Source organism: Streptomyces sp. NBC_01549, from assembly GCF_026339955.1.
In the GTDB taxonomy this organism is placed as follows: Bacteria; Actinomycetota; Actinomycetes; order Streptomycetales; family Streptomycetaceae; genus Streptomyces.
On sequence record NZ_JAPEPW010000001.1, the window covers coordinates 5,774,690 to 5,801,405 of the forward strand.

Here is a 26,716-nt window from a genome sequence, read left to right on the forward strand (position 1 = left end):
TTGCGGCACTAGGGCGACCGACGGCGCACTTCAGCCGTCTCTCCGCTGAACGCGACCGCGCCCCGGCGCAGTTCGTGAACGTACGTCGGGCTGCCCGCCCGTTCGCGCAGACCGGGTGGCAGCCGCTGCTCGGCGACCACCACGCACGCGTCGAGGCCGCCGAGGAGTTCGTACGTGCGGGCCGCGACTGCCGGTGACATGCCCTGCGCGGGCTCGTCGACGAGTACCACACGCGCGCGTGCCAGCAGGGGGCGGGACAGGGCGAGCATGCGCTGCTCGCCGCCGGAGAGGGTGCCCGCACGGCGGGGGAGGAGGGGCTCCAGCCGCGGGTACGCGTCGAGGGCGGGGGCGAAGTCGGGTGCGGCCAGCTCCAGGTGCTCGCGGACCGTGAGCGAGCCGAATACGGCCCGACGCTCCGGGACCAGGCACAACCCGCGCCGGGCCCGTTCGAAGGCGGGCAGCCGGGTCACGTTCACCCCGTCCCACACGACGGCGCCGTCGGACAGCGGCACGGTTCCCGCGAGGGCGCGCAGGGCGGTCGTACGGCCGGAGCCGTTGCGGCCGAGCAGTACGGTGAGGCCGGGGCCGGGCGCGACCAGGGTCACGCCGTGCAGGGCCTCCAGAGGGCCGTAGCGCACGCGCGCGTGACGCAGGGAGATGTTCAACCGTGCCCCCTATCCAGTACGTGGTCGGCGGGGCCGGAGGTGACGACGCGTCCGGCGGTCATGACATGGACGACGTCGGCGAGGTCGGCGACCAGATCGAGGTCGTGCTCCACGACCAGCAGGGCCGTGCCGTCCGCGGCGAGTGCCCGTAGGACCCGGGCCAGCGCGGTCACCTCGGCGGTGTCCAGGCCCGCGGCGGGCTCGTCGAGCAGCAGCACGTGAGGACTTCCCGCGAGGGCCCGCGCCAGCTCGACGCGCCTGAGCGTCCCGGTCGGCAGCCCCGCCGCGCGCCGTGCGCGGACCGGTCCGTCGAGCCCGAACAGCCGCAACGCCCGTTCCGCCGCGGCGGGATCGGCGATCCGGCCCTGCTCCGCCCCCACCTGAACGTTTTCGGCCACCGTCAGCGAGGGGAAAACGGCCAACTGCTGGAAAGTCCGCGCGATGCCGAGCCGGGTCCGGGCGTGCGCGGTCAGCCGGGTGATGTCCCGTTCACCGAACAGCACCCGGCCGTGCGACGGGCGGAGCGTTCCGGCGAGACAGTGGAACAGGGTGCTCTTGCCGGCCCCGTTGGGCCCCACGACAGCGGTGACCCACCCTGGCCGGACCTCGAGATCGATCCCGTCGAGCACGTGGAAACCGTCGTAGGCGACACGTATGCGACGGGCGATCAGAGATCCGGGCGTCGGCACGGCAGGAGTGTGCGGGGTGCTCGGCCGGCGGGACGTCGCATCCCGCCCGGTTGTTCCGCCTTCCGGGCCGCGGCCCGCCCTCGTGCTTCCGTCGGGACCCGGGCGGTCACCGACGCCCGGTGGCGCGGCGGCGGACGGCCCGTCGGCGGATGCCGACTCCACCGACCGCAGTCGTCGCCGCACCCGCGCCCCCAGCGGGGTCGGCGTCACCCGGCGGCGTGGCCGGAGCCGGGACGTCGCCGTGCGCAGGGCCTCGTACGGGCCCCCGGGGAAACGGCCGACGAACACCGCGAGGACCCCGATCAGCGCCGCCGCCATCCCGCCGCGTGCCCCCGCGTCGAGCCCCACCAGCAACGCCGCGGCGGCCATCGCGCCGAGGGCGCTGTCGGCGCCGAGGACCACGACCGCAGCGAACCAGAGCAGCCCGCGCACCGGGTCGTACGCCGTCGCGTCGAAGGCGCGCAGCCCCATGCCGAGCATGGCCCCGCCGAGCGCGGCCAGGGCGGCGCCCGCCACGAAGGCCGTCAGCTTCAGCGAAGGGACCCGTACGCCCGCCGCCGAGGCGCCCGACTCGTGGTCGCGCATCGCGGCCAGGGCGCGGCCCGTACGGCCACGGCGCAGCGCCCCCGTAGCCAGCAACGCGGCCGTCAGCAGCCCCAGTTCGAGCACGTAGTACGCGCGGTCGTCGTCGAAGCCCGTCGGGCGGTCCAGAGACAGCCCCGAGGTCGCGTAGGGCTGGGTGAAGACGAAACGGCTGACACCCACCCCCACGGCGAACGTCGCCAGCGCCAGTGCCAGGCCGTGGCGGCCGATCGCCGGCCAGCCGGTCAGGACGCCGAGCGGGGCGACCAGCACCACCGCCACCGCCAGCGCCGCCAGTTCGGGCAGACGGGGCAGGCCGGGGAAGCGGCCGGCGGCCAGCAACGCCGTGAAGAGGGCGCCCAGACCCGCGTACGCCGCCTGCCCGAGGGAGATCTGACCGCCGCGGCCGGTCACCACGACCAAGGACAGGAGCACCACACCCAGCGCGGGTACCTGCACCGACGTGTGCAGGTCCGAGCCCGCGAGGCCGAGCGGCAGCAGGAACAGGACGACCGCGACGATCCACGCGCCCGGGGGCGTCGCCACCCGGGCGGTCACCGTGCGCGGCAGGGCGTCCCGGTCGCCGATCCCCGGCAGGACGAGCGCCGCGACCAACAGGGCCACCACGAACAGGTTCGCGCCCACCGCCTGGAGCAGCGGCTCCGCCCGGCCCGCCGGATGCAGTCGCGTCAGCTGGCTCTGCGCGACCCCGAGTCCCAGCGCTACCACGACGGCCACCGGGAGGCTGCGCATCCGGGCGGCGACGGCCACCGCCATCACCTCCATGACGAGCAACGGCATGCCGTACGGGTCGAGTCGTACATAGGGCGCCAGGAGCACGCCCGTCAGACCGGCCGTGAAGGAGCCGAACGCCCAGCCCACGGCGGCCACCCGGTCCGCGTCGATGCCACCGAGCACGGAGAGCGAGCGATCGTCGACGACGGCCCGCAGCTGTGTGCCGAAGCGCGTCCAGCGCGTCACACCCCCCACCCCGACCGCCAGCGCGACGGCGACCCCCAACTGCCCCCACGGGTCCGCCGACACCAGCGTCGGCGCGTCGGCGCGCGCCCCGGTGCCCCATACCAGCGCGGCCCCGCCGACCAGCAGCACGAAGACGCCGAGAGACGCGACCAGCGTGCGCACCGGGTCGCCACCGAGGACGGACAGGGGGCGGAAGACGAACCGTTCCAGGACCACGCCGATCGCGGGGGCCACCAGCAGCAGCGTCACCGCGGCGCCGAGCGAGAGCGGCCAGCCCCACTCGACCGTGAACTGCCGCAGCAGATACGCGCACACCATCGCGATCGCGCCGTGCGCGAAGTTCAGCACCCCGGTCGCCCGATGGGTGACGACCAGCCCGATCCCGGTGAGCGCCGCCGCGCCGCCGACCGAGAGCCCGGCCAGCGTGAGGTCGTACGTCAGGGAGCCGCCCATCACCGCTCCGGCGCGGGCGGCTCGCAGATCGGGCACGGGCCCAACTCCCCGCCCGCCAGCACTCGCGAGTCCACCGGCACGGCGGCCGGCTTCCCGGCGACCAGCGGGCAGTCCGCACGGTGCCACAGCGTGCCGCCGGGGACCATCAGCAGTTCCCCGCTGACGGCGAGGGGCACCACGACGGTCTGTCCGGACGCCTCCGCGTCGGCGGGCTCGGCCGCCACCAGTAGCCCGTACAACTCCTCGACGCGCGAGGCCGCCAGGGCGTTTCTGCCGTGCGTGAGCAGCACCGCGCCCGCGACGATCAGCGCGGCCCCGGGCACCGTGCAGGACGCCAGGTAGGGCAACTGCCGTTCCGCGTACCGCTCGCCGGATACGCCGTACCAGCCGATGACGCACAGCACCGCTCCGGCGGCGAGCGCGGCGCACCCGGCCCACAGGACGGGGTGCACGGTGCGCAGTCGAGGTGTCCGCATCCTGGCTCCCAGACGTCGTGTGGCTGTCTGTCTTCCAAGTCCGCCAATGGACTTGCACTATGCCTTCTGGAAGCTGACCCTGAAACCTCCGGGCGCGGTCGGCCCGGACCGACACCCGGTGGTGAGCCAGCATGGTTCTCGGGAGCGACCTCAGGCGGGACAACGGCCGGGGGGTGGCGGCGCTGGTCGTGCTCGTCCTCGCCGGTGCCCTCACGGCGTGCGGCGACAGCAGCGGCGGCGGGAGTTCGACCCCTCCGCCCACCCCCACCGTGGAGCGGCCCAGCAGCGCGTCGCCCAGCCCGACCGGCCCGGACGACCCGGCGGCGGCCGAGGGCCAGGTGAGGCAGAACTGGGAGAAGTTCTTCTCCCCGTCCGTCCCCGTCAAGGACAAGCTGAACTACCTGGAGAACGGCGACAGGATGACCGCGGTCGTCCAGGGCTTCAGCGGCGACAAACGTGGCCGGCAGGTCGCGGCCCACGTCCAGAAGGTCGTGTTCACCTCGCCGGCCGAGGCCGAGGTGACGTACGCGCTGACCCTGAAGGGCGCGACCGCCCTGCCGAACGCCGCCGGGACGGCCGTCCACGAGAACGGCACCTGGAAGGTCTCCGACAACACCCTCTGCGCGCTGGTCGCGCTGAGTGGCGACGGATCCGCGACCCCGGCCGGCTGCTGACCCACCGTGCGCCCCAAGGGAGTTCGCGAACGAGTCCTCGCCGCGGGCCTGCCGCTTCTGCTGGGCACGGCGCTCGTCCTGGGCACGGCGGCCTGCGGCAGCCGCCTGCCCGAGAGCGACTTCGAGCACCGGACCGCGCCCGCCCCGCAGAGCACCGCCCCACTGCGCGTCGGCATCGTCACCAGCGCCACCAGCCCCGTCGGCGGCTCCGCCTTCACCGGCCCGCGCGACGGGGCCAAGGCCTACTTCGACCGCCTCAACGCGCGTGGGGGCATCGGCGGCCGCCCGGTCGAGGTGCGCACCTGCGACGACGGCGGCAGCGGCGTGGGCGACAACGAGTGCGTGCACCGGCTCATCGACGAGGACAAGGTCGTCGCCCTCGTCGCCACCACCGCCTTCGACTACGCGGGCGCCTCCCGTGTGTCCGCCGCCGGGGTGCCCGACATCGGCGGACAGCCCATCGGCGCGGCCTACGACACCTATCCGCACCTCTACGGGATCTACGGCAGCCTGGCGCCCCGCGAGGGGACACCGGGCTGGGGCGGGAAGCTGTACGGCGGCACCGAGGTCTACCGCTACTTCAAGCGCGTCCAGGGCGCCCGTACCGCCGCCGTCATCTCCTACAACCAGTCCGCGTCGGCCGCCTACGCCCGGCTCGTCACCCGAGGGCTGAAGGCCGAGGGCTACCAGGTGGTCACCGAACAGGTCGACTTCGCGCTGCCCAACTTCCGTGCCGCCGCGGCCGATCTGAAGGACCAGGGCGCCGACCTGGTCTTCGACGCCCTCGACACGCACGGCAACGCCCAGCTGTGCAAGGCGATGGACGACGTCGGCGCCAAGGTCATCGCCAAGGTCACCAACGTGCAGAACTGGACCTCCACTGTCCCCGAGGACTACAAGGACGCCCCGCGCTGCCGCAACGCCCTGTGGGCGACCGGATCCAGCCGGAACTACGAGGACACCTCCGACGCCGCCGTCCGTGCGTTCCGGGACGCCACCAAGGGCCTGCCGACGCACTCCCAGTGGCAGTTGGAGGGCTGGGCGGCCGCGATGTGGTTCACGGACGCCGCGAAGTCCTGCGTGGAAACGGGAGTCACACGCGCGTGTGTCGACCGCTTCATGAACCGCGGCGCCCCGTACACGGCCGACGGCCTGCTGATCCCCGTCTCCTCCGAGCGCCCTGCCCACGCCCCCGAAGACCCGTCGTACCTGCGTCTCGGTCGCCCGCTGGGAGGACGGCAAGGGCTGGGTCTCCCAGGGCGACATGAACAGCGACTGCTTCGACGTGCCGCAACTGCCGTACGAACCCTGACGTGATGCACCTCGCGGACAGCCACGGTCCGCAAGTGCTGGCAGACTCGCCGCCATGTTGGAGACATCGGCACGACTGCTGCGGTTGCTCTCACTGCTGCAGGCCCACCGCGAATGGTCCGGGCCCGATCTGGCGGACCGCCTGGGCGTGACACCCCGCACGATCCGCCGCGACGTGGACCGGCTGCGCGAGCTGGGCTATCCCGTCAACGCCAGCCCGGGCACGGGAGGCGGCTACCAGCTCGGCGCGGGGGCCGAGCTGCCGCCGCTGCTGCTCGACGACGACGAGGCGGTGGCCGTCGCGGTCGGGCTGCGCACGGCCGCCGGGCAGGGCATCGAGGGCATCGGCGAGACCTCCGTAAGCGCCCTCGCCAAGCTCGAACAGGTGCTGCCGAACCGACTGCGCCGCCGCGTGGGCGCCCTGAACGCCTTCACCGTGCCGATGCTGCGCGACCCCCAGCCGTCCGCCGTGGACCCGGGCGTGCTCACGGAACTCGCCAACGCCTGCCGCGACCGCGAGCGGCTGCGCTTCGACTACCGAGACCACGGCGGCTCCCCGACCCGCCGGACCGTCGAACCGCACCGCCTGGTGTGCACCGAGCGCCGCTGGTACCTGGTCGCCTGGGACGTCGACCGCGACGACTGGCGCACGTTCCGCGCCGACCGCATCACGCCCAGGCCTCCGCACGGGCCCCGCTTCACCCCCCGTACGCCACCGGCCGAGGATCTGGCGGCTTATGTCTCCAAAGGGGTCTCCACGCGCGCGTACGCCGCGCACGCGGCCGTCCGGCTCTTCGTGCCCCTCGAAGAGGCGGCCGAGCGGATATCCCCCTGGGCGGGGACGCTGGAAGCCTCCGGGGAGAACAGCTGCGTGCTGCGCACCGGCGCCGCGAGCCTCGACGTGATGGTGATTCACGTGATGCTGACGGGCTTCGAGTTCGAGGTCCTGGAGCCGGCCGGACTCACCGAGGCGATCAGGACGTCCCGGGACCGGCTGTCCCGGGCGCTGGAGCGGTCCCCGGAGCGAGCAGCCCGTACTGGGGATGGTGCAGGTCGAACGCCGGGCTCTCGGAGCGGACCCGGGGCAGCGTGACGAAGTTGTGCCGGGGCGGCGGACACGAGGTCGCCCACTCCAGGGAGCGGCCGAAGCCCCAGGGGTCGTCCACCTCGACCTTCGTGCCGTACCGGGACGTCTTCCAGACGTTGTAGAGGAACGGCAGCGTCGACATGCCCAGCAGGAACGCGCCGATCGTCGACACGGTGTTGAGCGCCGTGAACCCGTCGGCGGCCAGATAGTCCGCGTACCGCCGCGGCATGCCCTCGGCGCCCAGCCAGTGCTGCACCAGGAACGTCGTGTGGAAGCCGACGAAGAGCGTCCAGAAATGGATCTTGCCGAGGCGTTCGTCGAGCATCTTGCCAGTGAACTTGGGCCACCAGAAGTAGAAGCCGCCGAAGGTCGCGAAGACGACGGTGCCGAAGACGACGTAGTGGAAGTGCGCGACCACGAAGTACGAGTCGGTGACCTCGAAGTCCATCGGCGGCGAGGCCAGGATCACCCCGGTCAGACCGCCGAACAGGAACGACACCAGAAAGCCGATGGCCCACAGCATGGGCGTCTCGAAAGAGAGCGAGCCCTTGATCATCGTCCCGCTCCAGTTGAAGAACTTCACCCCCGTGGGCACCGCGATCATGAACGACATGAAGGAGAAGTACGGCAGCAGCACCGCGCCCGTCGCGAACATGTGGTGCGCCCACACCACGATCGACAGACCGGTGATGGCCATCGTCGCGGCGACCAGCGTCAGATAGCCGAAGACCGGCTTCCTGCTGAAGACCGGCAGGATCTCCGTGATGATCCCGAAGAACGGCAACGCGATGATGTAGACCTCGGGATGCCCGAAGAACCAGAACAGGTGCTGCCACAGCAGCGCGCCGCCGTTGGCCGCCTCGAACACCACCGACCCGAAACGCCGGTCCGCCTCCAGGACCAGCAGCGCCGCCGCGAGCACCGGGAACGCGAAGAGGACGAGGATCGAGGTGAAGAGGATGTTCCACGTGAAGATCGGCAGCCGGAACATCGTCATGCCGGGAGCCCGCATCCCGACGATGGTCGTGATGAAGTTCACCGCGCCGAGGATGGTGCCGAAGCCGGCCAGCGCCAGGCCCATGATCCACATGTCGGCGCCGATGCCCGGCGAGCGCTCCAGACTGTTGAGCGGGGCGTAGGCGAACCAGCCGAAGGCGGCGGGGCCGTCGGGCACCATGAGCGAGCCGAGGACGATCAGACCGCCGAAGAGGAAGAACCAGTACGACAGCATGTTCAGGCGGGGGAAGGCGACGTCCGGGGAGCCGATCTGCAGCGGCATGATCTCGTTGGCGAACCCGGCGAAGGTCGGGGTGGCGAACAGCAGCAGCATGATCGTGCCGTGCAGGGTGAACAACTGGTTGAACTGGTTGTTGTCCACGATCTGCAGACCGGGCCGGGCGAGTTCGGCGCGCATCACCAAGGCCATCAGACCGCCGGCGAGAAAGAAGGCGAAGGACGTGATCAGGTAGAGATGGCCGATCTTCTTGTGGTCCGTCGTGGTGAGCCAGTCCACGGCCAGCCGTCCCGGCCGCCGCCCCGTGTGGACGGGTCGCGTCATCGCCTGCGCGGTCTCCGTGCCCATTGCTCGCCCCTTCGCCGTCGCGCCGTGGGCCTGCCCGAAGCTCACGCCATGGTGCTTGCGTCGCTCCGCGCTCCTACAGAGGGCGTGCGGGGGTTCTGTGCTGGAACCGTGCATTTCCTATGCGGTGTCAGCTTCCGCGACATGCCCCGGAATCGGAATGGAAAGGCTTCGCCCCACGGGATCTCGACGGGGGACTCCGCGCTTTTCATTGGGTTATTCGGGACGGCGTCACGTTAGTACCGAATTACGTTCGAAGGCGTGCGGGACACGTACGGAACCCCTCGTACGTGTGACGGAGTTAGGCCGAAACGGGTGTCGTGATCCTGTGACAGAAGCGTGACCGGAGGGGGATGAGTGACGCATGGTCGCCGTCCGGACTTCCCCCGCCGCGGTCGGCCGCCTAACGTGGCGGTCATGGCACCCATTCCCACCCCGCCCGCAGAGCCCGAGGACAGTCCGCAGGCCTATGTAGGCCTGGAGGCGAGGAACGCCGAGCACCGCGCCCGGGAGCACGGCTGGTCCACGGTGCGCTCGCTGCCGCCCGGCGCGATCATCACCATGGAGTACCGCGCGGGACGGCTGAACTTCGAGGTCACCGACGGCCGGGTGACCCGCTGCTGGAAGGGCTGAGGCCACGGAGACCGAATCCACGGAGGCCGGGAGACCGAATCCACGGGATGCGCGAAGGCCCCCGGCTCACGAGCCGGGGGCCTTCGCCGTGCGGGGAGGTTGTGCGTACCGGCCCCGCTGTTCTCCATGATCGGGCCGTCCGGCCTCAGCCGCCTGCCAGCGGCCGGGCGGACGACGTCGTGGTGGTGCGCGCCACGCGGTCCGAGTGCGGTGGACGGCGGCTGCCGACCGGGGTGACCGGAGTGCGCTCGGAGCGGGCCGTGTGCGGTCCAGGCGCCAGGTAGACCGGCGCCCGGGGCGGGCGGGCGGTGGCCACCGCCCCGCGCGCCGGAACTTCCTCGTCCACCGGGGCGGACTGCTTGACCAGCACGGGCGTACCGACCGGGGAACTGACCGGAGCCTTGGCCGGGACGGGCAGCGCACGGCCGCGGCGGGCGCGCCAGGCGTCGCGCAGGGTGAACAGGCCGGTCTCGGCGTGGGCGATCAGCGGCTCGCACCACGGCAGCGCCAGCAGGATCAGCAGACCGGCGGCCCAGCCCAGCAGCACATCGCTCAGCCAGTGCGTACCGAGGTAGACGGTGGTGAGGCCGACGCCGAGCGAGGTCACGGCGGACAGCGCGGACAGCCAGCGCCTCGCCCGTGGGGTGGAGGCCAGATAGGCCAGGATTCCCCAGGTCACGACGGCGTTCGCGGTGTGGCCCGAAGGGAATATATCGCCGCCCAGACCCATTTCGTTCGAGCCGATCGTGATGGCGTAGTGCGGGCCGAGGCGGCCCATGCCGAGCTTGGCGGCGCCGACCGTGATGTTGAGCAGTAGCAGGGAGGCGCCCAGAGTGAGCAGCGGGCGCAGGGTGTGCTGCCGCCAGGAGCGCCAGCCGAGCCACGCGGCGACCATCACGGCGGTGGGGCCGCGCTGGCCGAGCACCACGTAGTAGTCGAGGAACGCGTGGATCTCCGGCCACTGCTGATAGGGCCGGAAGAACATGACCTGCCAGTCGAACCGGACCAGCCACGACGTGATCGCCACGGCCCACACGATGGCCACGTAGAAGGCCAGGGTGGCTCCGAAGAGCACAACCCTGTGCCTGCTCATCTTCGGCACATCGATGTTCGCCGGCCGTTCCGGCTCACGGTCCAACCGGGCGAAGACCCGGTCCAGACGGGTGAGGTTTCGTTCGGTACGCACTCAATCGACGTTACAGCGAGTGAGCTGCGTTCCAGGCCGAATCACTCGCTTTGTGATGACGATGTGATGTGGGATTCCTCTCAGGGTGATGTTTAATTCCAATGATTCTCTAATCATCGGCGCCCTGATCCTTCAATTCCATTGATCGGCCCGGGTCCCGGTTTTATGCCACTTTTGAATTCGTTCACCGAATCCTGGGATGGAATTATCCGGCCGCTCACCGAGCGTCAAGAGTTGATCATGGCGGACCGGAGCCGTTCAGCCAGAACGCTCCGTAGAGCGCGGAGGCCATCGCCATGCCGCCGAGAATCAGCGCTGACCTGGACGTACGCAGTCGGGCCAGGGGCAGTGCGAGGGGGAGCAAGAGGGGGAAAGCGGGCAGCAGGAGGCGCGGTTTCGAGCCGAAGTAGCTCGACGCGCACAGGGCGAGCGCGACGACGATCCCCGCGTACACCAGCAGGGCCACCGGCTGGCCCTGTCGTACGCACGTCACGTACAGCCAGACGATCAGTGCGACTCCGACGATCAGTCCGACGCCGGCCAGCGCCGACGGAAATGACGTGAACTTGTCGCCCACGAAGCGGGCGAACGCGTACCCGCCGTCGAATCCGTTGCGCCAGCCCGCCTGGACGTCGAGATAGCCGAGCGGGCCCTTGCCCGTGTGGTGGCCGACCCACAGCACATACCCGGCGGCGCCGAGCGGCGCGAGGAGCATGCCGAGGGCGCGTCGGAACACGGGCGCGCCGCGCGTGGGGCGCGCGCTCCGATCCCGCACGAACGAGGTGATGGCCGCCACCCACAGGGCCGCGACCACCGCGGCCCCCACCGGGCGGGTCAGGCCGGCGAAGGCGGCGAGCAGGCCCGCCGTCACCCAGCGACCGGTCAGCACCGCGTAGAGCGACCAGGCGGCGAGTGCCGTGAACAGCGACTCGCTGTACGCCATCGACTGCACGATGCCGACCGGCAGCACCGCCCAGACCAGCGCCGCGCAGACGCCCACGCGCGGGCCGTACACATGGTCCGCGACGGCGAAGATCCCCCAGGCCGCGGCGAGTGAGGCCAGCGTGCTGACCAGCAGCCCGGCATCCGCGTAGGACAGAGGGGAGACCGCCGAGACGAGCCGCTCCAGCCACGGCAGCAGCGGGAAGAACGCGAGGTTCGAGTGCACGTCGCCGCCTGGCAGCCGCACCTCGTAGCCGTAGCCGAGATCGGCGACGCGGGTGTACCAGAGCGAGTCCCAGCGGGCCGTCAGCAGTTTGTGGGCGCTCTTGCCGTTCGCCGCACTCCACAGGGCGAGCGTCAGCACGCCCAGCGCCCGTACCGCGGCGTACCCGAGGAGGGCGGGCGCGGCCCGGCGCGGCGCGCTCGCGCCGGGCGGCGTCGCGACAGGCGTTTCAAGATCGGTCACGGGCTCGATTATCGACGGCGGGCGGAACCGGGCGGCCGTCCGGGGCGTGGTGCACCACAGGAGCGTGGCGTACACCACATGCTCGGCAGGGAGAACGTGAGAGGTCCGCCACGTGTATGCGGCAGGAACTCGCGTACGCTGGCCGCTCACTCGCCTTTGATGCGTGCGTCCGGGACTCCGCTCCTCCCGGACCGCAGCCGCAGGGAGTCCCCACCCAGCGGATCGCCGAACGCGAGGGAACATCTGGGAGGTACGTACATGTCCAGGACGACCACGGCCACCGCGTGTCGCCGTCGGGAGGCCGGGGCCGGTGCCAACCGCTGGGTCGTCCTCGTGGTGCTGTGCGTCAGCCTGCTCCTCGTGGCCCTCGACGCCACCGTGCTGCACGTCGCGGTGCCCGCGGTCACCGAGGACCTCAAGCCCGGCGCGATAGAACTGCTCTGGATCGTCGACATCTACCCGCTCGTCTGCGCGGCGCTGCTGATCCTCTTCGGCACGCTGGGTGACCGGGTGGGCCGCAGGCGTGTGCTCCTCCTCGGATACGGCCTCTTCGGTATCGCCTCCGGGATCGCCGCGCTCGCCGACAACGCCCAGGTCCTCATCGGCGCGCGCGCCCTGCTCGGCGTCGGCGGCGCGATGATCATGCCCGCGACCCTGTCCATCCTGCGCCAGGTATTTCCCGACCGGCGGGAGCGGGCGCTCGCGATCGGCATCTGGAGCGCGGTCGCCGCGGTGGGCGCGGCGGTCGGCCCGCTGCTCGGCGGGTTCCTCCTCGAACACTTCTGGTGGGGATCGGTCTTCCTCGTCAACATTCCGCTGATGCTGATCAGCCTGCCGATCGGACGGCTGCTGCTGCCCGAGTCCTACGGTGACCGCGATGGTCCCTGGGACGTGGTGGGGGCGCTGATGGCCGCCGCCGGGCTCTTCGGGCTGGTGTTCGGGGTGAAGCGGCTCGGCGGCGGTGAGGCGCCGTTCGGTCCGTTGACGCTGGTGCCGCTGCTCGTGGGCGGCGCGCTGATGGTCGCCTTCGTGCGACGCCAGCGACGCCGTACGCATCCGCTGGTGGACCTGCGGATGTTCTCGCGGCCCGCGTTCAGTACGTCCGTGGGCTGCATCGTCCTGGCCATGCTCGCGCTGGTCGGCCTTGAGCTGATCGCCGCGCAGTACCTGCAACTGGTCCTCGGGCTCTCACCCCTGCAGACCGGGCTGCGGCTGCTGCCGCTCACCTTCGCGGCGATGGCCGCGGGGCTCGCGGGGGCGCGGATGCTGCGGCGGTTCGGGCCGCGCGCGATGGTCTGTTTCGGGTTCTGCCTCACCGCGGTCGCCGTCGTCACGCTCACCGCGATGGGCGGGGACGACAACACCGGGCTGCTGCTGTTCGGGTTCGTGCTGCTCGGGTTCGGGCTGGAGACGACGCTCTTCGGGGCGTACGAGTCGATGCTGAACGAGGCGCCGCCGGCGCAGGCGGGTGGGGCCGCGGCGATCGGTGAAACCTCGTACCAGCTGGGCGCGGGGATCGGGATCGCGCTCCTGGGGAGTGTGATGAACGCGGCGTACGCGCCCGGACTGGCGTCCGTACCGGGGGTCTCGAGGGGGGACTCCGCTGCGGCGGGGCACTCGCTGGGAGAGGCGTACGACGTCGCCGCGCGGCTGGGTGGAGTGCGTGGTGCGGCCCTGCGTCATGCGGCTCGGGACTCCTTTGTGCACGGGCTGCATGTGACGTTGCTCGTCAGCGCGGGGTTGTTGTTGCTGGGGGCGGTGATGGCGTTGCGGTTGCCTCGGGTCATGGAGTGCGGGGTGCCTGCGGCGGGCCCGGCGGAGATTCCGGCGCCCCGGGGGGTCGCGGAGTCCCGCGTCTCGGCGTAGCGGAGGGGTTCTCCCGCCCACGCACCACCCGTTTCCATCATGTCGATACGTGCGGGTCTCCCGTGAGGGTTGCCCGTCGTCGGCGCCTGCCGGTCCGTTCGGAGAGCGCCTCACCGGTGGCTGAGCACCGTTGCGGCGGGGAACAGCCACCCGAGCCCCCTCGATCGAACCGGGAGCCGCCGATGGCGCTTCACCCCCGCGGGGGACCCACACTTGTCGGCGTACTGGAAACGGGTGGTGCGTGGGTGGGAGAGCTCTGACCCGCAGCCGCCGACGGCCAAAGAGGTACTGGACGTGCGGGACGCTGGGTCGTACCGTCGGGGCGAGACCGTAACTAGCGGTGCTAGTTTAAGTGTGCCGGAGGCTGCCCCCATGTCCGCGTCCCCGAAGCTCCCGCCCTTCGACCCCGCCGACCCCCTCGGCCTCGACGACCTCCTGGACCCGGAGGACCTGGCGATCCGGGACACCGTACGGACATGGGCCGCGGACCGGGTGCTGCCGTACGTGGCCGAGTGGTACGAGAAGGGCGAGCTGCCCGGGATCCGGGAGCTGGCGCGCGAGCTGGGCGGGATCGGGGCGCTCGGGATGTCGCTGGAGGGGTACGGGTGCGCGGGGGCCACCGCCGTCCAGTACGGGCTCGCATGTCTGGAGCTGGAGGCCGCCGACTCGGGCATCCGGTCCCTCGTCTCCGTGCAGGGCTCCCTCGCCATGTACGCCATTCACCGGTTCGGGAGCGAGGAGCAGAAGCAGGCGTGGCTGCCGCGCATGGCCGCCGGTGAGGTCATCGGGTGCTTCGGGCTGACCGAGCCCGACCACGGGTCCGACCCGGGCGCCATGCGGACGTACGCCAAGCGCGACGGCGGCGACTGGGTGCTGGGCGGGCGGAAGATGTGGATCACGAACGGATCCGTGGCCGGGGTCGCGGTCGTCTGGGCGCAGAGTGAGGACGGGATTCGCGGGTTCGTCGTGCCCACCGACGCCCCCGGGTTCTCCGCTCCCGAGATCAAGCACAAGTGGTCGCTGCGCGCGAGCGTCACCAGTGAGCTCGTCCTCGATGACGTACGGCTGCCCGCCGACGCCGTACTGCCGGACGTGACCGGGCTCAAGGGGCCGCTCAGCTGTCTGTCGCACGCGCGGTACGGGATCGTGTGGGGCTCGATGGGCGCCGCGCGGGCCAGTTTCGAGGCCGCCGTCGAGTACGCGAAGACGCGCGAGCAGTTCGGGCGGCCCATCGGCGGCTTCCAGCTCACCCAGGCGAAGCTCGCCGACATGGCGGTGGAACTGCACAAGGGAATTCTGCTCGCCCACCATCTGGGGCGGCGCATGGACGCGGGACGACTCCGTCCCGAGCAGATCAGTTTCGGCAAGCTCAACAACGTACGGGAGGCCATCGAGATCTGCCGGACCGCCCGTACCATTCTCGGCGCCAACGGGATCTCGCTCGAATACCCCGTGATGCGGCACGCGACCAACCTCGAATCGGTGCTCACCTACGAGGGCACCGTCGAGATGCATCAACTCGTGCTGGGCAAGGCGCTCACCGGACTCGACGCCTTTCGGTGAGTCGAGCACCGGCGAAGCAGGGCCGGTGAGCGGCCCTGCCTCAGCTCTGGTTGAAGAAGCCGTCAGCCTGACGCCCCGCGGGCTCGCCGCTGACGATCTCGGTGTTGGCAGGGGTCAGCAGGAAGACCCGGGTGGCGACCCGCTCGATGGTGCCGCGCAGGCCGAAGGTCAGGCCGGCCGCGAAGTCCACCACGCGCTTGGCGTCGGCGGGCTCCATGGCCGTGAGGTTGATGATGACCGGGACGCCGTCCCGGAAGAGCTCGCCGATGCCGCGTGCGTCCCGGAAGCTGTCCGGGGTGACCGTGCCGATCCGGCGGCCTGTCTCTTCCGCCGTCTCGGACGCGACCTTCACACGCGGGTCCGTGACCCAGGCATCGCCGGAGTCCTGTCCTTCGGCGTAGTTGTCGTCGTCGTAGTAACGCTCGTCATCGTTGTCGTCGACGAGGCCAAGCCAGGCACTCGCCTTGCGCACCGATCCCATGGACGCCTCCTCTCACAGCGGTCTTTCTTGCTTTCCGCATCCCCATGGTCGTCCATGATGCGGATGTCGCGCCAAGTGGATAGACGCCGCGCGGGGGTTTCGTGACGGTACTGGTGCACAGCGAATTCGTCGAGAGCCCGCGTGCCCCAAGGGTCCTACCGTGTACGGCTGCTGACTGTGAGTGAAATATGATTCTCGACGGCGTTCGGGTGATGAGTAGGGCGTACGGGTGAACGCGAGGGTCGGTACGATGCCGCAGCTCAACGTCGTACGAGGCACGGGGGAGTGTCGTGTTCGGAATCGTGAGGCCCTGCAGCCATCGCCTCGGTGAGGGGCTCAGAACGCAGTGGATGGCGCATCTGTGCGGGCTCTGTCTCGCGTTGCGCGGAGACCACGGGCAGTTCGCTCGGATTGTCACTAATTACGATGGGCTGCTGATATCGGTTTTGACGGAGGCTCAGGCCGAGCGCGCCACCGGAGGGCGGCGTACGGCGGGACCGTGCCCGTTGCGCGGGATGCGGACCGCTTCCGTCGCCCAGGGTGAGGGAGCCCGCCTCGCCGCCGCCGTCTCGCTGGTGCTGGCCTCGGCCAAGGTGCGCGACCACGTGGCGGACGGCGACGGACTGTTGGCGCGCCGGCCGGTGGCGCGCGCCGCCCGCCGGGTCGCCGCGAGCTGGGGGCGCGCGGGGGCCCGTACCGGATCTGACGTGGGCTTCGACACCGCCGTACTCGTCGATGCCGTCGACCGGCAGATCGGCATCGAGGCGCTCGCCGGTCCCGGAACGCCGCTCCTGACCGTCACCGAGCCCACCGAGACCGCGACCGCCGCCGCCTTCGCGCACACGGCCGTCCTGGCCGGGCGCCCGGACAACGCCGAGCCGCTCGCCGAGGCCGGCCGGCTCTTCGGGCGACTCGCGCATCTGCTGGACGCCGTGGAGGACAGGGAGACCGACGCCGCGTCGAGGGCGTGGAATCCGCTCACGGCCACCGGCACCTCGCTCGTGGAGGCGCGACGGCTCGCCGATGACGCCCTGCACGGGATACGGCTCGCGCTGCGCGAGGTGAGCTTCACGGACGGCAAGCTGGCGCATCTGCTGCTCGCGCACGAGCTGGGACGGTCGGTGGACCGTGCGTTCGGGACGTCGGGGTGCGGGCATCAGGCTCATGCGGATGGTGTGCGAGGGGCGTTCGGACCGCCGCAGCACGGTGGGCCGTACAACCCGAGCAGCCCGCATCCCCACGACGGGCAGAATCCTTACGCCGGTGGCGGCAACCCCTTCGGTGGCGGTCCCTCCCTTCAGCCGCCGGGGCCCGGCGGGCGCGGCTTCTGGGCCGGGTGCGCGGCCGCGATCGGGGTGTGCTGCACCTGCAAGGTGTGCTGTGCCGACGAGTTCGAGGGGCCCTGGTCGCGCAAGAAGCGCGAGGGCTGTCTCAGCAACTGCGACTGTGACTGCAGTTGCTGCGAGGCCTGCGAGATCTGCGAATGCTGCTCGTGCTGCGATTGCGGACTGTGACCGGCCCCGTATACGGCGGCGTGCGCGATCACGCCGCCGTACGGGTCCGACCGGCCGGATGGGAATTCCACGTAAGGCACTTGAGTGGACGTCACACTCCGATCTCGTCGTCGCCGGGCGCCCTAGTTCTTCAGTTCCGGCGGTGAGATCTGCGACTTCTCTATCGCCGAACCTGTTGTCCCCCACTTCTTGAGGATCCTGTCGTACGTGCCGTCCGCGATCAGCTTGTTCACCGCCGCCTGGAAGGCCGGTGCCAGCTTCGTGTTCTTCTTGAAGGCGAAGCCGACGTCGAGGCGGTGGAACTCGTTGAGGAACTTGACGCCCTGCTGTTGGGTGACGGCGTAGCGCAGGCCGTTGATGGTGCTCATCACGATGTCGCTGCGGCCCTGTTGGAGTGAGGACCAGATCGCGCCCTGCTCGCTGTAGGTCTGCACCTTGTACGCCTTCTTGCCGGCGTCGGCGCAGACCTTCTTGTTCTCCTCCAGTGTCGCCTCGAAGGTGGTGCCCGCGCCGGTCGCGACGTTCAGGCCGCACAGCTGCTCGAGATCGGTGATCTTGGCGAGCTTGCTGTCCTTGCGGGCGGCGAAGCCCTGGCCGTCGTTGATGTAGGTGACGAAGTCGATCGTCTTGCGCCGTTCGTCGGTCACGCCGAAGTTGCTGGCGCCGAAGTCGTACTTGCCGCTGTCCAGGGCCGGCAGGATCGCCTCGAAGCCGGCCTGTTCCGTCTTGAGCTCGATGCCGAGCACCTTGGCCACGGCGTCCGCGAAGTCGACGTCCTGGCCCGTCAGCGTCTTGCCGTCGTCCAGGTACGTCGTGCCGGGTGGCGTACCGCCGACGGCGACCGCCACGGTGAGGCTGGTGACGCCGGACGGGAGCAGCTTGGCCGCGGCCTCGTCCTTCGTGATGTCCGAGACGACGTCCGTGGCGGGGATCTTGCCGGCCTTGGCCGCGGCCGCGTTCGCCGTGGTGCCGGACGTGCCGTCCGAGCCGGAGCCGCATGCCGTGAGAAGCAGGGCCGTCGAGGTGATCAGGGCAAAGGGCGCAAAACGCATATAACGGGTACGCGTGGACGTGCGCATGGTGTGCGGTCTCCTGAGAGCAAGAGTGAGCAGAACCCGAGGGGAGGGATGCGCGTGTGAAGGCGAAGGGGGAGAAAAAAGGGGGGGAGAACGCGAAAGGCGCCCGATTTGATCAAGGGATCAAGTGGTCAGGGCGCGCAGTGGGTCAGCTCAACAGGAAGAGGACCACACTCGACCGAAGTCGATGTGGGAGCGCTTGACCAGCCACTGCTGTGGATGCATGGGCCAAGTGGAACAGGCATCCGGTTGTGCGTCAACTGACCTGAGACGTACGGCTCACAGTATGGACAGCCTTGACAGCGGGGGGAAACGGGCCCGTACTCTCGGTGGACGGCCGTGCTGAGGGGCTCGGCCGTACGGCGCCGCGAGGCGCTCCGTGTGAAGGCAGCCGTGTTCGACCGACGTCACGGAGTCTTCCGCATGTCTTCCGACACCCTCGCCAAAACATCCGCCGCACCGGACATACCGGAGCAGGCCGACTCCCTGCGGATCGTTCCGCAGCGCCGTCTCGGTCAGTGGGCGGCCGCCGTCGCCGTGCTCGTTCTGCTCGGACTCGCGGTCACCTCCGTCGTCCGCAACCAGGCGTTCCAGTGGGGCGTGGTCGGCGACTACTTCACCTCGGGCTCCGTGCTGCGCGGCCTGTGGCTCACCCTGTGGCTGACGGCTGTGGTGATGGTGCTCGGGTTCGTCCTGGGGGCACTGCTCGCGGCGGCCCGGCTGTCCGCCAACCCCGTGCTGCGCAGCGTCGGTTGGGGCTATGTGTGGCTGTTCCGGTCGATTCCGATCCTGGTGCAGCTGCTGCTGTGGTTCAACATCGGGGCGCTGTATCCGCAGCTCCTCGGCGTGAAGACGGTCGATCTGTTCACCCCGATCGCGGTCGCGATCATCGGGCTCACCCTGCACGAGGCCGCCTACGCCGCCGAGGTCGTCCGGGGCGGCATCCTCTCCGTCGACCGTGGACAGATCGAGGCCGCGCAGGCGCTCGGGCTGAGCCGGTGGCGCCGCTGGTGGCGGATCGTGCTGCCGCAGGCGATGCGCTCCATCGTGCCGCCCGCCGGGAACATGCTGATCGGCACCCTCAAGGGCACCTCGATCGTCAGCGTCATCGCCGTGCAGGACCTGCTCTTCTCGGTGCAGCTGGTCTACCACCGCACTTACCAGGTCATCCCGCTGCTGATGGTCGCCACCATCTGGTACACCGTCGTCACCTCGGTGCTCAGCGTCGGCCAGTACTACGTCGAGAAGCACTACGCGCGCGGTTCGGAGCGCACCCGATGAGCACGACGAAGCCGACTCTCGTGATCGTCGGGGCCGGGCCGCGGGGGACCGGTCTCATCGAGCGCATCGCCGCCAACGCGCCCGAGCTGTACGCCGGTTCGGGCACCGAAGGCCTCGACATCCATCTCGTCGACCCCCATCCGCCGGGCGCCGGACGCATCTGGCGCGCGGCGCAGTCGCCGCTGCTGTGGATGAACTCGCACGCCGAGGACGTCACCATGTTCACCGACGAGACGGTGGTCATGGACGGTCCGGTACGCCCCGGTCCCACGCTGCACGAATGGGCCGCCATCGACGGCAGCACCTTCGCCGACCGTCGGCTCCAGGGCGCCTATCTGCGCTGGGTGCACGAGCAAGCCGTGGCGGCCCTGCCGCCGGACGTCACCGTCCACCATCACCCGCACAGGGCCCTCAGGGTGAGCGGTCCACGCGAGGGGCGCCAGCAGGTGTGGCTGGAGGGCCGCGCGCGTCCCCTTCTCGCCGACCTCGTCGTCCTTGCCCTCGGCCACCTCGACGCCGAACTCGACCAGGAACGGCGCGAGTTGTCGGCGTACGCCCGCACCCACGGCCTGGTCCATCTGCCGCCGGACTTCACCGCCGACAGCGACCTGTCCTCGCTCGCACCCGGCGAACCCGTCCTCGTGCGCGGCTTCGGTCTCGCCTTCGTCGACCTGATGGTGCTGCTCACGGAGGGGCGGGGCGGGCGGTACGACGGCGACACGTACGTTCCGTCGGGGCAGGAGCCGGTGCTGTATGTCGGGTCGCGGCGCGGAGTGCCGTACCACTCGAAGATCGGTTACGACTGGACCGGTGAACGGCCGCCGCTGCCACGGTTCTTCGGGCCCGACGAGGTCGACGCGCTGCTCGCCCGGCCGGGAGGGTTCGACTTCCGGCGGGATGTGTGGCCGCTGATCGAGAAGGAGCTGGGGTTCGCGCACTACCACCGGCTGTTCACCGTCCACTCCAAGCGCACGGCCATCGCCTGGACCGACTTCGAGGAGAAGTACGCGGCCGGGGAGGCGGTGGAGCGTGAGGCTCTCGTGGCGTCCGCCGTGCCCGACCCGGCCGACCGGCTCGACCTCGCGGCGCTCGACCGTCCGCTCGACGGGGTGCGGTACGCGACGCACGAGGAGTTCCAGGAGGGGCTCCGGGCGTACGTCGAGGGGGATCTGAGTCGCCGTCATGATCCCGTACACAGCCCTGACCTGGCCGTCTTTCTCGGACTGCTCTCCGTCTACGGGCAGTTGATCCAGCTCGGTGACATCGGGCCCTGGTGGCACGGCTTCTTCAGTTACCTCGCCTCGGGGCCGCCCGGCCCCCGGCTGCGGCAGATGCTCGCGCTGTCCCGGGCCGGCGTCGTGCGGTTCGTGGGCGCGGACATGGCCGTGACCGCCGAGGACGGGGTGTTCCGGGCGTCGAGTGCGACCGTGCCGGGCGCGAGTGTCGAGGCGCGGGCGCTCGTCGAGGCGCGGCTGCCCGAGCCCACGGTTCGGCGTGCCCTCGACCCGCTGCTGCGTGCACTGCACGCCGACGGGGCCGTCGAGACCCCGGAGGGGCTGCTGCGGGTGGACCGCTCCGACGGGCGGATCCTCGACGGAGCCGGGCGGCCGCATCCCCGGCGGTTCGCGCTGGGGCCCTACACCGACGTTCGCACCCCCGGCGCCTTCACCCGGCCGCGCACCGGCGGGCCCGCCTTCCGGCAGAACGACGCCACCGCGCGGGCCGCGCTGGTGTTCCTGCGCGACCTCGCGTGTCGGGCCGCCGCGTAACTACCGACCGCCAACTCCACTGCCGGAACAAGGGATTCACACCATGACCGTCATGGTCGACATCAGGTCCGTGCACAAGAGCTTCGGACCGCTGGAAGTGCTCAAGGGCATCGACCTAGAGGTGCGCATCGGCGAGGTCACCGTGATCCTCGGCCCGTCCGGCTCCGGCAAGTCCACGCTGCTGCGCACCATCAACCACCTGGAGAAGGTGGACCGGGGCCGGATCAGCGTCGACGGCTCGCTGGTCGGCTACCGGCGCTCCGGAGACAAGCTGTACGAGCTGCGCGAGCGCGAGGTGCTGAAGCAGCGCACCCGGATCGGGTTCGTCTTCCAGAACTTCAACCTCTTCCCGCACCTCACCGTGCTGGACAACATCGTCGAGGCCCCGGTCTCCGCGCTGAAGCGCCCGCGCAAGGACGCCGTCGAGGGGGCGCGGGCGCTGCTCGACCGGGTGGGGCTCGCCGACAAGGCCGACTCCTACCCGAAGCGGCTCTCCGGCGGCCAGCAGCAACGCGTCGCCATCGCCCGCGCGCTCGCCCTGGAGCCGAAGCTGCTGCTCTTCGACGAGCCGACCTCGGCGCTCGACCCCGAGCTGGTCGGCGAAGTCCTCGACGTCATCAAGGACCTGGCCCACCAGGGCACCACGATGATCGTCGTCACGCACGAGATCGGGTTCGCCCGGGAGGTCGCCGACACCGTCGTCTTCATGGACGACGGGCGGATCGTCGAGCGGGGCGCCCCCGGTGACGTACTCGACCGGCCGCGGCACGAACGGACGCGGTCGTTCCTGTCCAAGGTTCTTTGACCCTCTCCAGGGCCTTTTGATCGACTTACCGGAGAAAGGTTTCACCCGATATGACCGCACCGCACGGCCGGGGGCTGTTGCACCTGGCCGCCGCCCTCGATCAACAGACGGCCTTCGACGCCGCCTCGTACGTCGGGCCGGCGCAGCTCGCGGAGCGTGGCGGGCTCGACTTCGTGACGCTCGGCGACACCTTCGCGCGCCCCGGGCCCGACGCGCTCGCCGTGCTCTCCCGTCTCGCGCCCGCCACCCGCCGGATCGGCCTGGTGCCCACCGTGACCACCACCCACACCGAGCCCTTCCACGTCCAGGCGGCGGTGGCGACCCTCGACTGGGTCAGCAGAGGCCGGGCCGGCTGGCAGCTCGACGTGTCGACGACCGAGGGCGAGGCCCGCCTCTTCGGGCGCCGGCATGCCGCACCCGCCGACGCGCTGTGGCGGGAGGCCCGCGAGATCGCCGAGGTGGCCGCCCGGCTCTGGGACAGCTGGGAGGACGACGCCGAGATACGCGACGAGGCCACCGGACGGTTCATCGACCGGGAGAAGCTGCACCACGTCGACTTCCGGGGCGCCACCTTCTTCGTGAAGGGGCCCTCGATCGTGCCGCGGCCCCCGCAGGGCCATCCCGTGCGGGTCGTCGACGCCACCGAGGGGCCCGCCCGGCGGGTCGCCGCCCGGTACGCCGACGTGGCGCTCGTCCGGGTCGCGGGCCCCGCGCAGGCCCGCGCCGTACGGACCGAACTGCGCGACGCGGCGGCGGAGTTCGGCCGCAACCCCGACTCCCTGCGGGTCCTCGGTTCGCTCGTCGTCGACCTCGGCGACGGGGAGCGCGCGGCCGAGCCGGGTCACGGCGGCGGCGGTCCCCGGCAGAGCGCGCAGGGGCCGCTGTACCGAGGTGGCCCGGTCGATCTGGCCGAGCTGATCACCGCCTGGCACGCGTCCGAGGCCGTCGACGGCTTCCACCTCACCCCGGTCGAGCCGCGCCGTGACCTGGAGCGGCTCGTCAACGGAACGGTGGCAGTGCTCCAGCACCGCGGCCTGTTCCGCGCCTTCTATCCGGGCAGCACGCTCAGGGAGCACCTGGGGCTGGCCCGGCCCACCAACCAGTACGCCGTAACAGGGGCCGACGCGGGTGCCGTGCCGGGGGCCGTGACAGGGGGAGCGTCATGACCGTACGCAAGCGCATGCATCTGGCGGCGCACTTCCCGGGCGTCAACAGCACCACCGTCTGGACCGACCCGCGCTCGAGGTCCCAGATCGACTTCGCCTCCTTCGAACACCTCGCGCGCACCGCCGAACGAGGCCTGTTCGACTTCTTCTTCCTCGCCGAGGGGCTGCGGCTGCGCGAGCACAAGGGACGGATCCACGACCTGGACGTCGTGGGGCGGCCGGAGTCGATCACCGTCCTCAACGCGCTCGCCGCCGTCACCGAGCGGCTCGGGCTCGCCGCCACGGTCAACGCGACCTTCAACGAGCCGTACGAACTCGCCCGCAGACTGGCCACGCTGGATCACCTCAGCGGGGGCCGGGCCGCCTGGAACGTGGTCACCTCCTCCGACGCCTTCACCGGGGAGAACTTCCGCCGCGGCGGCTTCCTCGACCGCGCCGACCGGTATGCGCGCGCCGCCGAATTCGTCGCCACGGCCCGGGAGCTGTGGGACTCCTGGACGCCGGAAGGCGTGGCGCGCCCCTTCGCGCACCGGGGGCAGCACTTCGACATCGCGGGGGAGTTCGGGCTGCCGCGCTCACCGCAGGGGCAGCCCGTCGTCATCCAGGCCGGGGACTCGGACGAGGGCCGGGAGTTCGCCGCCTCCACGGCGGACGTGGTCTTCACCCGGCACGGGACCCTGGAAGCCGGCCGGGAGTTCTACGCCGATGTGAAGGGTCGGCTCGCGGCATACGGGCGGTCGCCCGAGGACCTGAAGATCATGCCGGGTGTCACCGTCGTGCTCGGTGACACCGCGGCCGACGCGGTGGAGCGGGCCGCCGAGATCCGTCGCCGGCAGGTCTCCCCGCAGAACGCGCTCCTCGCCCTGGAGCAGATCTGGGGCGTCGACCTCTCCTCGTACGACCCCGACGGGCCCCTGCCCGACATCGACCCGGAGCCGGAGCCGGCCCTCGCGCAGGGGCGGGTGCGCGTCTCCGACCCCCTCGCGGTGGCGGAGAAGTGGCGGGCCCTGTCGCGGGCGAAGGGGCTGTCCATCCGGCAGACCGTGATCGAGGCGTCCGGGCGGCAGTCCTTCATCGGCACGCCGGAGGTGGTCGCCGCCGAACTGGACGAGTTCGTGACGGGTGACGCCGCTGACGGCTTCATCCTCGTCCCCCATCTGACCCCGGGCGGGCTGGACGAGTTCGTGGACCGGGTGGTCCCGCTGCTCCAGGAGCGGGGCGCCTTCCGTACGGAATACACGGGCACGACGCTGCGCTCACACCTCGGGTTGCCGGAACCCGTATGGAAGGGTTGATCACATGACGAAAGACGCATCCGCCGACGTATCTGACGGCGTATCCGCAGACGTATCCGACGACGCATCCGCAGACGTATCCGCAGACGTGTTCGACGGCGCGTCCGAGGACTGGAAGCGGTGGCACGAGTACCGCGTCGAGACGGTGTCCGCCGCCTACGGTCCACTGGCGCTCACCGGCACGCACTGGCTGGAGGACTATCCGGACGGGCGACTTCCGGACATCCCCGGGCTGTGGACCGACCAGGAGGACGGGATCCTGCTGACGGCCGCCCCCGAGGACGGTCTCACCCTGGACGGGGAGCCCTTCACCGGCGAGGTCCGGCTCGACGCCGATCCCGGGTCGGCCGCCAAGGCCCGGGTGGGGCTCGGCGAGCGCCGTTTCGTCGTCCTGGTGCGCGAAGGGATCTGGGGCGTACGCGACTTCGACCCCGCTTCCGAAGCGCGCGCGGCCTTCAGGGGCGTCGAGGCGACGCCGTACGAGCCGCGCTGGTCGGTGCCGGGGCACTTCACGCCGTACGGCGAGAACCGCACCGTACACGTGGAGAACGCGGACGGAGCCGCCCGTGGTCTGGCGCTCGGCGGCATCCTCGCCTTCACCCTGGACGGCGAGGACCTCACGCTCCAGGTGTCGGTGGAGAGCGACGGCTCGCTGTGGGCCGTGTTCGCCGACGCCACCAGCGGGGACAGCAGCTACCGTTTCCGGTTCCTGCGCCCCGCGGCGCCCGACGCCGAGGGGCGCACGACGGTGGACTTCAATCGGGCCGTGCTCCCGCCGTGCGCGTTCGCCGACCACTTCATCTGCCCCTTCCCGCCGCCCGGGAACAGCCTGGGCGTGGCCGTCGCGGCGGGGGAGCGCACGTTGCTCTGACGGTTCACTCCTTTGAGCCCTCCGCCCACTCCTCCGAGCCCTCCTGGCACTCCGAGTGCCCCGACGATCCATCCGCAATCCGCACACCTGAATCTGGGAAGATCAACTGCCGCTGGTGGAAGGCAAGTTGAACGCTGCACGGCCGAAAGGCGCCCTTGCGCCGGTCGGTCGCGCAGCCGAATACTCCCCCACAGCGCTTGTCAGGAGCACGGCTTGTCCGGAATCCGGTCGGACGGCTCCGGGCTGCGCCTCACGGGCCCCGACCCCACGCGGGCCCCCTACTTCCCTCGGGAGGAACGACAAGTGAGGATCAAGCGCACCACCCCCCGCAGCGGTATAGCGAGACGGACCCGGCTGATCGCCGTGACCACCGGACTCCTGGCCGCCGCAGCGTTCTCCGTCCCCACCGCGAACGCATCCGACGTCCAGACGTTCAGCGCCACCCAGCTGAGCACGGTGAACAAGTCGGTACTCAAGTCCGATGTCGCGGGCACCGCCTGGGCGGTCGACGCCAAGACGAACCGCGTCGTCGTCACCGTCGACAGCACGGTCTCCAAGGCCGAGATCGCGAAGATCAAGAAGGACGCGGGCAGCGACTCCGCGGCCATCACGATCAAGCACACCCCGGGCAAGTTCAAGAAGCTGATCACCGGCGGCGACGCCATCTACGGCGGTTCCTACCGTTGCTCGCTCGGCTTCAACGTGCACAGCGGGAGCACCTACTACTTCCTGACCGCGGGCCACTGCGGTGAGGTCGCCTCCACCTGGTACTCCAACTCCGGTCACACCACCACGCTGGGCACGAACGTCGGGTACAGCTTCCCGACCAACGACTTCGCACTGGTGCGCTACACCAACACCTCGATCGCCCACCCGAGCGCGGTCGGCAGCCAGACCATCAGCAGCGCGGCCACGCCCAGCGTGGGCACGACCGTCTACCGTCGTGGTTCGACCACCGGCACGCACAGCGGCCGGGTCACCGCGCTGAACGCCACGGTCAACTACGGCAGCGGTGACGTGGTCTACCAGATGATCCAGACCACGGTCTGCGCCGAGGGCGGCGACAGCGGCGGTCCGCTCTACGCGGGTACCGTCGCCTACGGTCTGACCTCCGGCGGCAGTGGTGACTGCACCTCCGGCGGTACGACCTTCTTCCAGCCGGTCACCGAGGCGCTGAGCTACTACGGCGTGAGCGTCGGCTGACCGACGGTCCCCCGTAGCACGCACAACCGGACCTGCAGCCAGCAGCAGGCGAGCCCCCGTACGCAACTGTCGTGCGGGGGCTCGCCCTTGCTCGGGTGACGG

General features: G+C 70.8%; 21 protein-coding genes and 1 pseudogene. 14 read left to right on the forward strand and 8 right to left on the reverse strand.

All coding sequences use genetic code 11. The features are described from left to right. Positions 1-8: 8 nt before the first annotated feature. The 3 genes from OG819_RS25725 to OG819_RS25735 are packed head-to-tail and all read right to left on the reverse strand — an operon-like array spanning position 9 to position 3,846. Complete coding sequence (locus OG819_RS25725; protein ID WP_266651262.1) at positions 9-665, reverse strand: ATP-binding cassette domain-containing protein; 657 nt, start codon at positions 663-665, stop codon at positions 9-11. Continuing rightward, complete coding sequence (locus tag OG819_RS25730) at positions 662-3,370, reverse strand: ATP-binding cassette domain-containing protein (protein WP_266652843.1); 2,709 nt, start codon at positions 3,368-3,370, stop codon at positions 662-664. The genes OG819_RS25725 and OG819_RS25730 overlap by 4 nt, the downstream gene beginning before the upstream one ends. Next, positions 3,370-3,846, reverse strand: a complete 477-nt coding sequence (locus OG819_RS25735) for a hypothetical protein (RefSeq protein ID WP_266651263.1) — start codon at positions 3,844-3,846, stop codon at positions 3,370-3,372. Before OG819_RS25735 ends, OG819_RS25730 begins: the two co-directional genes overlap by 1 nt. 131 nt (positions 3,847-3,977) lie before the next feature. Between OG819_RS25735 and OG819_RS25740 the strand changes: the two genes are divergently transcribed. The 3 genes and pseudogenes from OG819_RS25740 to OG819_RS25750 all read left to right on the forward strand — a co-directional run bounded on the left by OG819_RS25740 (position 3,978) and on the right by OG819_RS25750 (position 6,924). Beyond that, the gene (locus OG819_RS25740) at positions 3,978-4,520 is read left to right on the forward strand and encodes a hypothetical protein (RefSeq protein ID WP_266623572.1); all 543 of its coding nucleotides are present in this window, start codon (positions 3,978-3,980) and stop codon (positions 4,518-4,520) included. Between the two features lie 48 nt (positions 4,521-4,568). Continuing rightward, a pseudogene (locus OG819_RS25745) lies at positions 4,569-5,832 on the forward strand (ABC transporter substrate-binding protein). A 54-nt stretch (positions 5,833-5,886) separates the two neighbouring features. Further along, complete coding sequence (locus OG819_RS25750; RefSeq protein WP_266651264.1) at positions 5,887-6,924, forward strand: YafY family protein; 1,038 nt, start codon at positions 5,887-5,889, stop codon at positions 6,922-6,924. On the opposite strand, the gene ctaD is transcribed toward OG819_RS25750, so the two are convergent. Next, the gene (gene ctaD / locus OG819_RS25755; RefSeq protein WP_266623568.1) at positions 6,806-8,500 is read right to left on the reverse strand and encodes a cytochrome c oxidase subunit I; all 1,695 of its coding nucleotides are present in this window, start codon (positions 8,498-8,500) and stop codon (positions 6,806-6,808) included. The two genes, OG819_RS25750 and ctaD, sit on opposite strands and share 119 nt — an antisense overlap. 414 nt (positions 8,501-8,914) lie before the next feature. Here ctaD and OG819_RS25760 point away from each other — a divergent pair, with 414 nt between their 5' ends. Beyond that, positions 8,915-9,130, forward strand: a complete 216-nt coding sequence (locus OG819_RS25760; RefSeq protein ID WP_266415689.1) for an I78 family peptidase inhibitor — start codon at positions 8,915-8,917, stop codon at positions 9,128-9,130. A gap of 145 nt (positions 9,131-9,275) precedes the next feature. On the opposite strand, the gene OG819_RS25765 is transcribed toward OG819_RS25760, so the two are convergent. Further along, complete coding sequence (locus OG819_RS25765) at positions 9,276-10,316, reverse strand: phosphatase PAP2 family protein (protein ID WP_266415690.1); 1,041 nt, start codon at positions 10,314-10,316, stop codon at positions 9,276-9,278. A 238-nt stretch (positions 10,317-10,554) separates the two neighbouring features. After that, positions 10,555-11,724 (reverse strand): glycosyltransferase family 39 protein, encoded by a 1,170-nt coding sequence (locus OG819_RS25770; protein WP_266651265.1) that lies wholly within the window; start codon positions 11,722-11,724, stop codon positions 10,555-10,557. A 258-nt stretch (positions 11,725-11,982) separates the two neighbouring features. Here OG819_RS25770 and OG819_RS25775 point away from each other — a divergent pair, with 258 nt between their 5' ends. Together OG819_RS25775 and OG819_RS25780 are read left to right on the forward strand one after the other, a co-directional pair. Further along, positions 11,983-13,590 carry an MFS transporter gene (locus OG819_RS25775; RefSeq protein WP_266651266.1) on the forward strand — a complete coding sequence of 536 codons (1,608 nt, stop codon included), beginning with the start codon at positions 11,983-11,985 and terminating at the stop codon, positions 13,588-13,590. Positions 13,591-13,962: 372 nt separating this feature from the next. Beyond that, a complete protein-coding gene (locus tag OG819_RS25780; RefSeq protein ID WP_266623563.1) occupies positions 13,963-15,153 on the forward strand; it encodes an acyl-CoA dehydrogenase family protein in 1,191 nt (396 codons plus the stop codon). 40 nt (positions 15,154-15,193) lie between these two features. Here the strand turns inward: OG819_RS25780 and OG819_RS25785 are convergent, their stop codons facing one another. Continuing rightward, a complete protein-coding gene (locus OG819_RS25785; protein ID WP_266623561.1) occupies positions 15,194-15,634 on the reverse strand; it encodes a cell division protein SepF in 441 nt (146 codons plus the stop codon). Between the two features lie 290 nt (positions 15,635-15,924). Between OG819_RS25785 and OG819_RS25790 the strand changes: the two genes are divergently transcribed. Then, a complete protein-coding gene (locus OG819_RS25790) occupies positions 15,925-17,148 on the forward strand; it encodes a DUF5685 family protein (RefSeq protein WP_266651267.1) in 1,224 nt (407 codons plus the stop codon). A 122-nt stretch (positions 17,149-17,270) separates the two neighbouring features. Here OG819_RS25790 and OG819_RS25795 read toward each other — a convergent pair whose 3' ends face one another. Next, positions 17,271-18,227: an ABC transporter substrate-binding protein gene (locus tag OG819_RS25795; protein WP_266623558.1), complete on the reverse strand. Its 957-nt coding sequence runs from the start codon at positions 18,225-18,227 to the stop codon at positions 17,271-17,273. 420 nt (positions 18,228-18,647) lie between these two features. On the opposite strand from OG819_RS25795, the gene OG819_RS25800 reads away from it, so the two are divergent. The 7 genes from OG819_RS25800 to OG819_RS25830 all read left to right on the forward strand — a co-directional run bounded on the left by OG819_RS25800 (position 18,648) and on the right by OG819_RS25830 (position 26,614). Beyond that, positions 18,648-19,505: an amino acid ABC transporter permease gene (locus tag OG819_RS25800; RefSeq protein WP_266623556.1), complete on the forward strand. Its 858-nt coding sequence runs from the start codon at positions 18,648-18,650 to the stop codon at positions 19,503-19,505. Further along, the gene (locus tag OG819_RS25805) at positions 19,502-21,274 is read left to right on the forward strand and encodes an FAD/NAD(P)-binding protein (RefSeq protein ID WP_266651268.1); all 1,773 of its coding nucleotides are present in this window, start codon (positions 19,502-19,504) and stop codon (positions 21,272-21,274) included. The genes OG819_RS25800 and OG819_RS25805 overlap by 4 nt, the downstream gene beginning before the upstream one ends. A 43-nt stretch (positions 21,275-21,317) precedes the next feature. Beyond that, entirely contained in the window at positions 21,318-22,079 is a 762-nt protein-coding gene (locus OG819_RS25810) for an amino acid ABC transporter ATP-binding protein (protein ID WP_323138115.1), read from the forward strand. Between the two features lie 50 nt (positions 22,080-22,129). After that, positions 22,130-23,245, forward strand: a complete 1,116-nt coding sequence (locus tag OG819_RS25815) for an LLM class flavin-dependent oxidoreductase (protein WP_266651269.1) — start codon at positions 22,130-22,132, stop codon at positions 23,243-23,245. After that, a complete protein-coding gene (locus tag OG819_RS25820) occupies positions 23,242-24,540 on the forward strand; it encodes an NtaA/DmoA family FMN-dependent monooxygenase (RefSeq protein WP_266623551.1) in 1,299 nt (432 codons plus the stop codon). Before OG819_RS25815 ends, OG819_RS25820 begins: the two co-directional genes overlap by 4 nt. 88 nt (positions 24,541-24,628) lie before the next feature. Then, the gene (locus OG819_RS25825; protein ID WP_266634194.1) at positions 24,629-25,411 is read left to right on the forward strand and encodes a DUF1684 domain-containing protein; all 783 of its coding nucleotides are present in this window, start codon (positions 24,629-24,631) and stop codon (positions 25,409-25,411) included. A 303-nt stretch (positions 25,412-25,714) separates the two neighbouring features. Continuing rightward, positions 25,715-26,614: a S1 family peptidase gene (locus OG819_RS25830; RefSeq protein WP_266652845.1), complete on the forward strand. Its 900-nt coding sequence runs from the start codon at positions 25,715-25,717 to the stop codon at positions 26,612-26,614. Positions 26,615-26,716 lie beyond the last annotated feature (102 nt).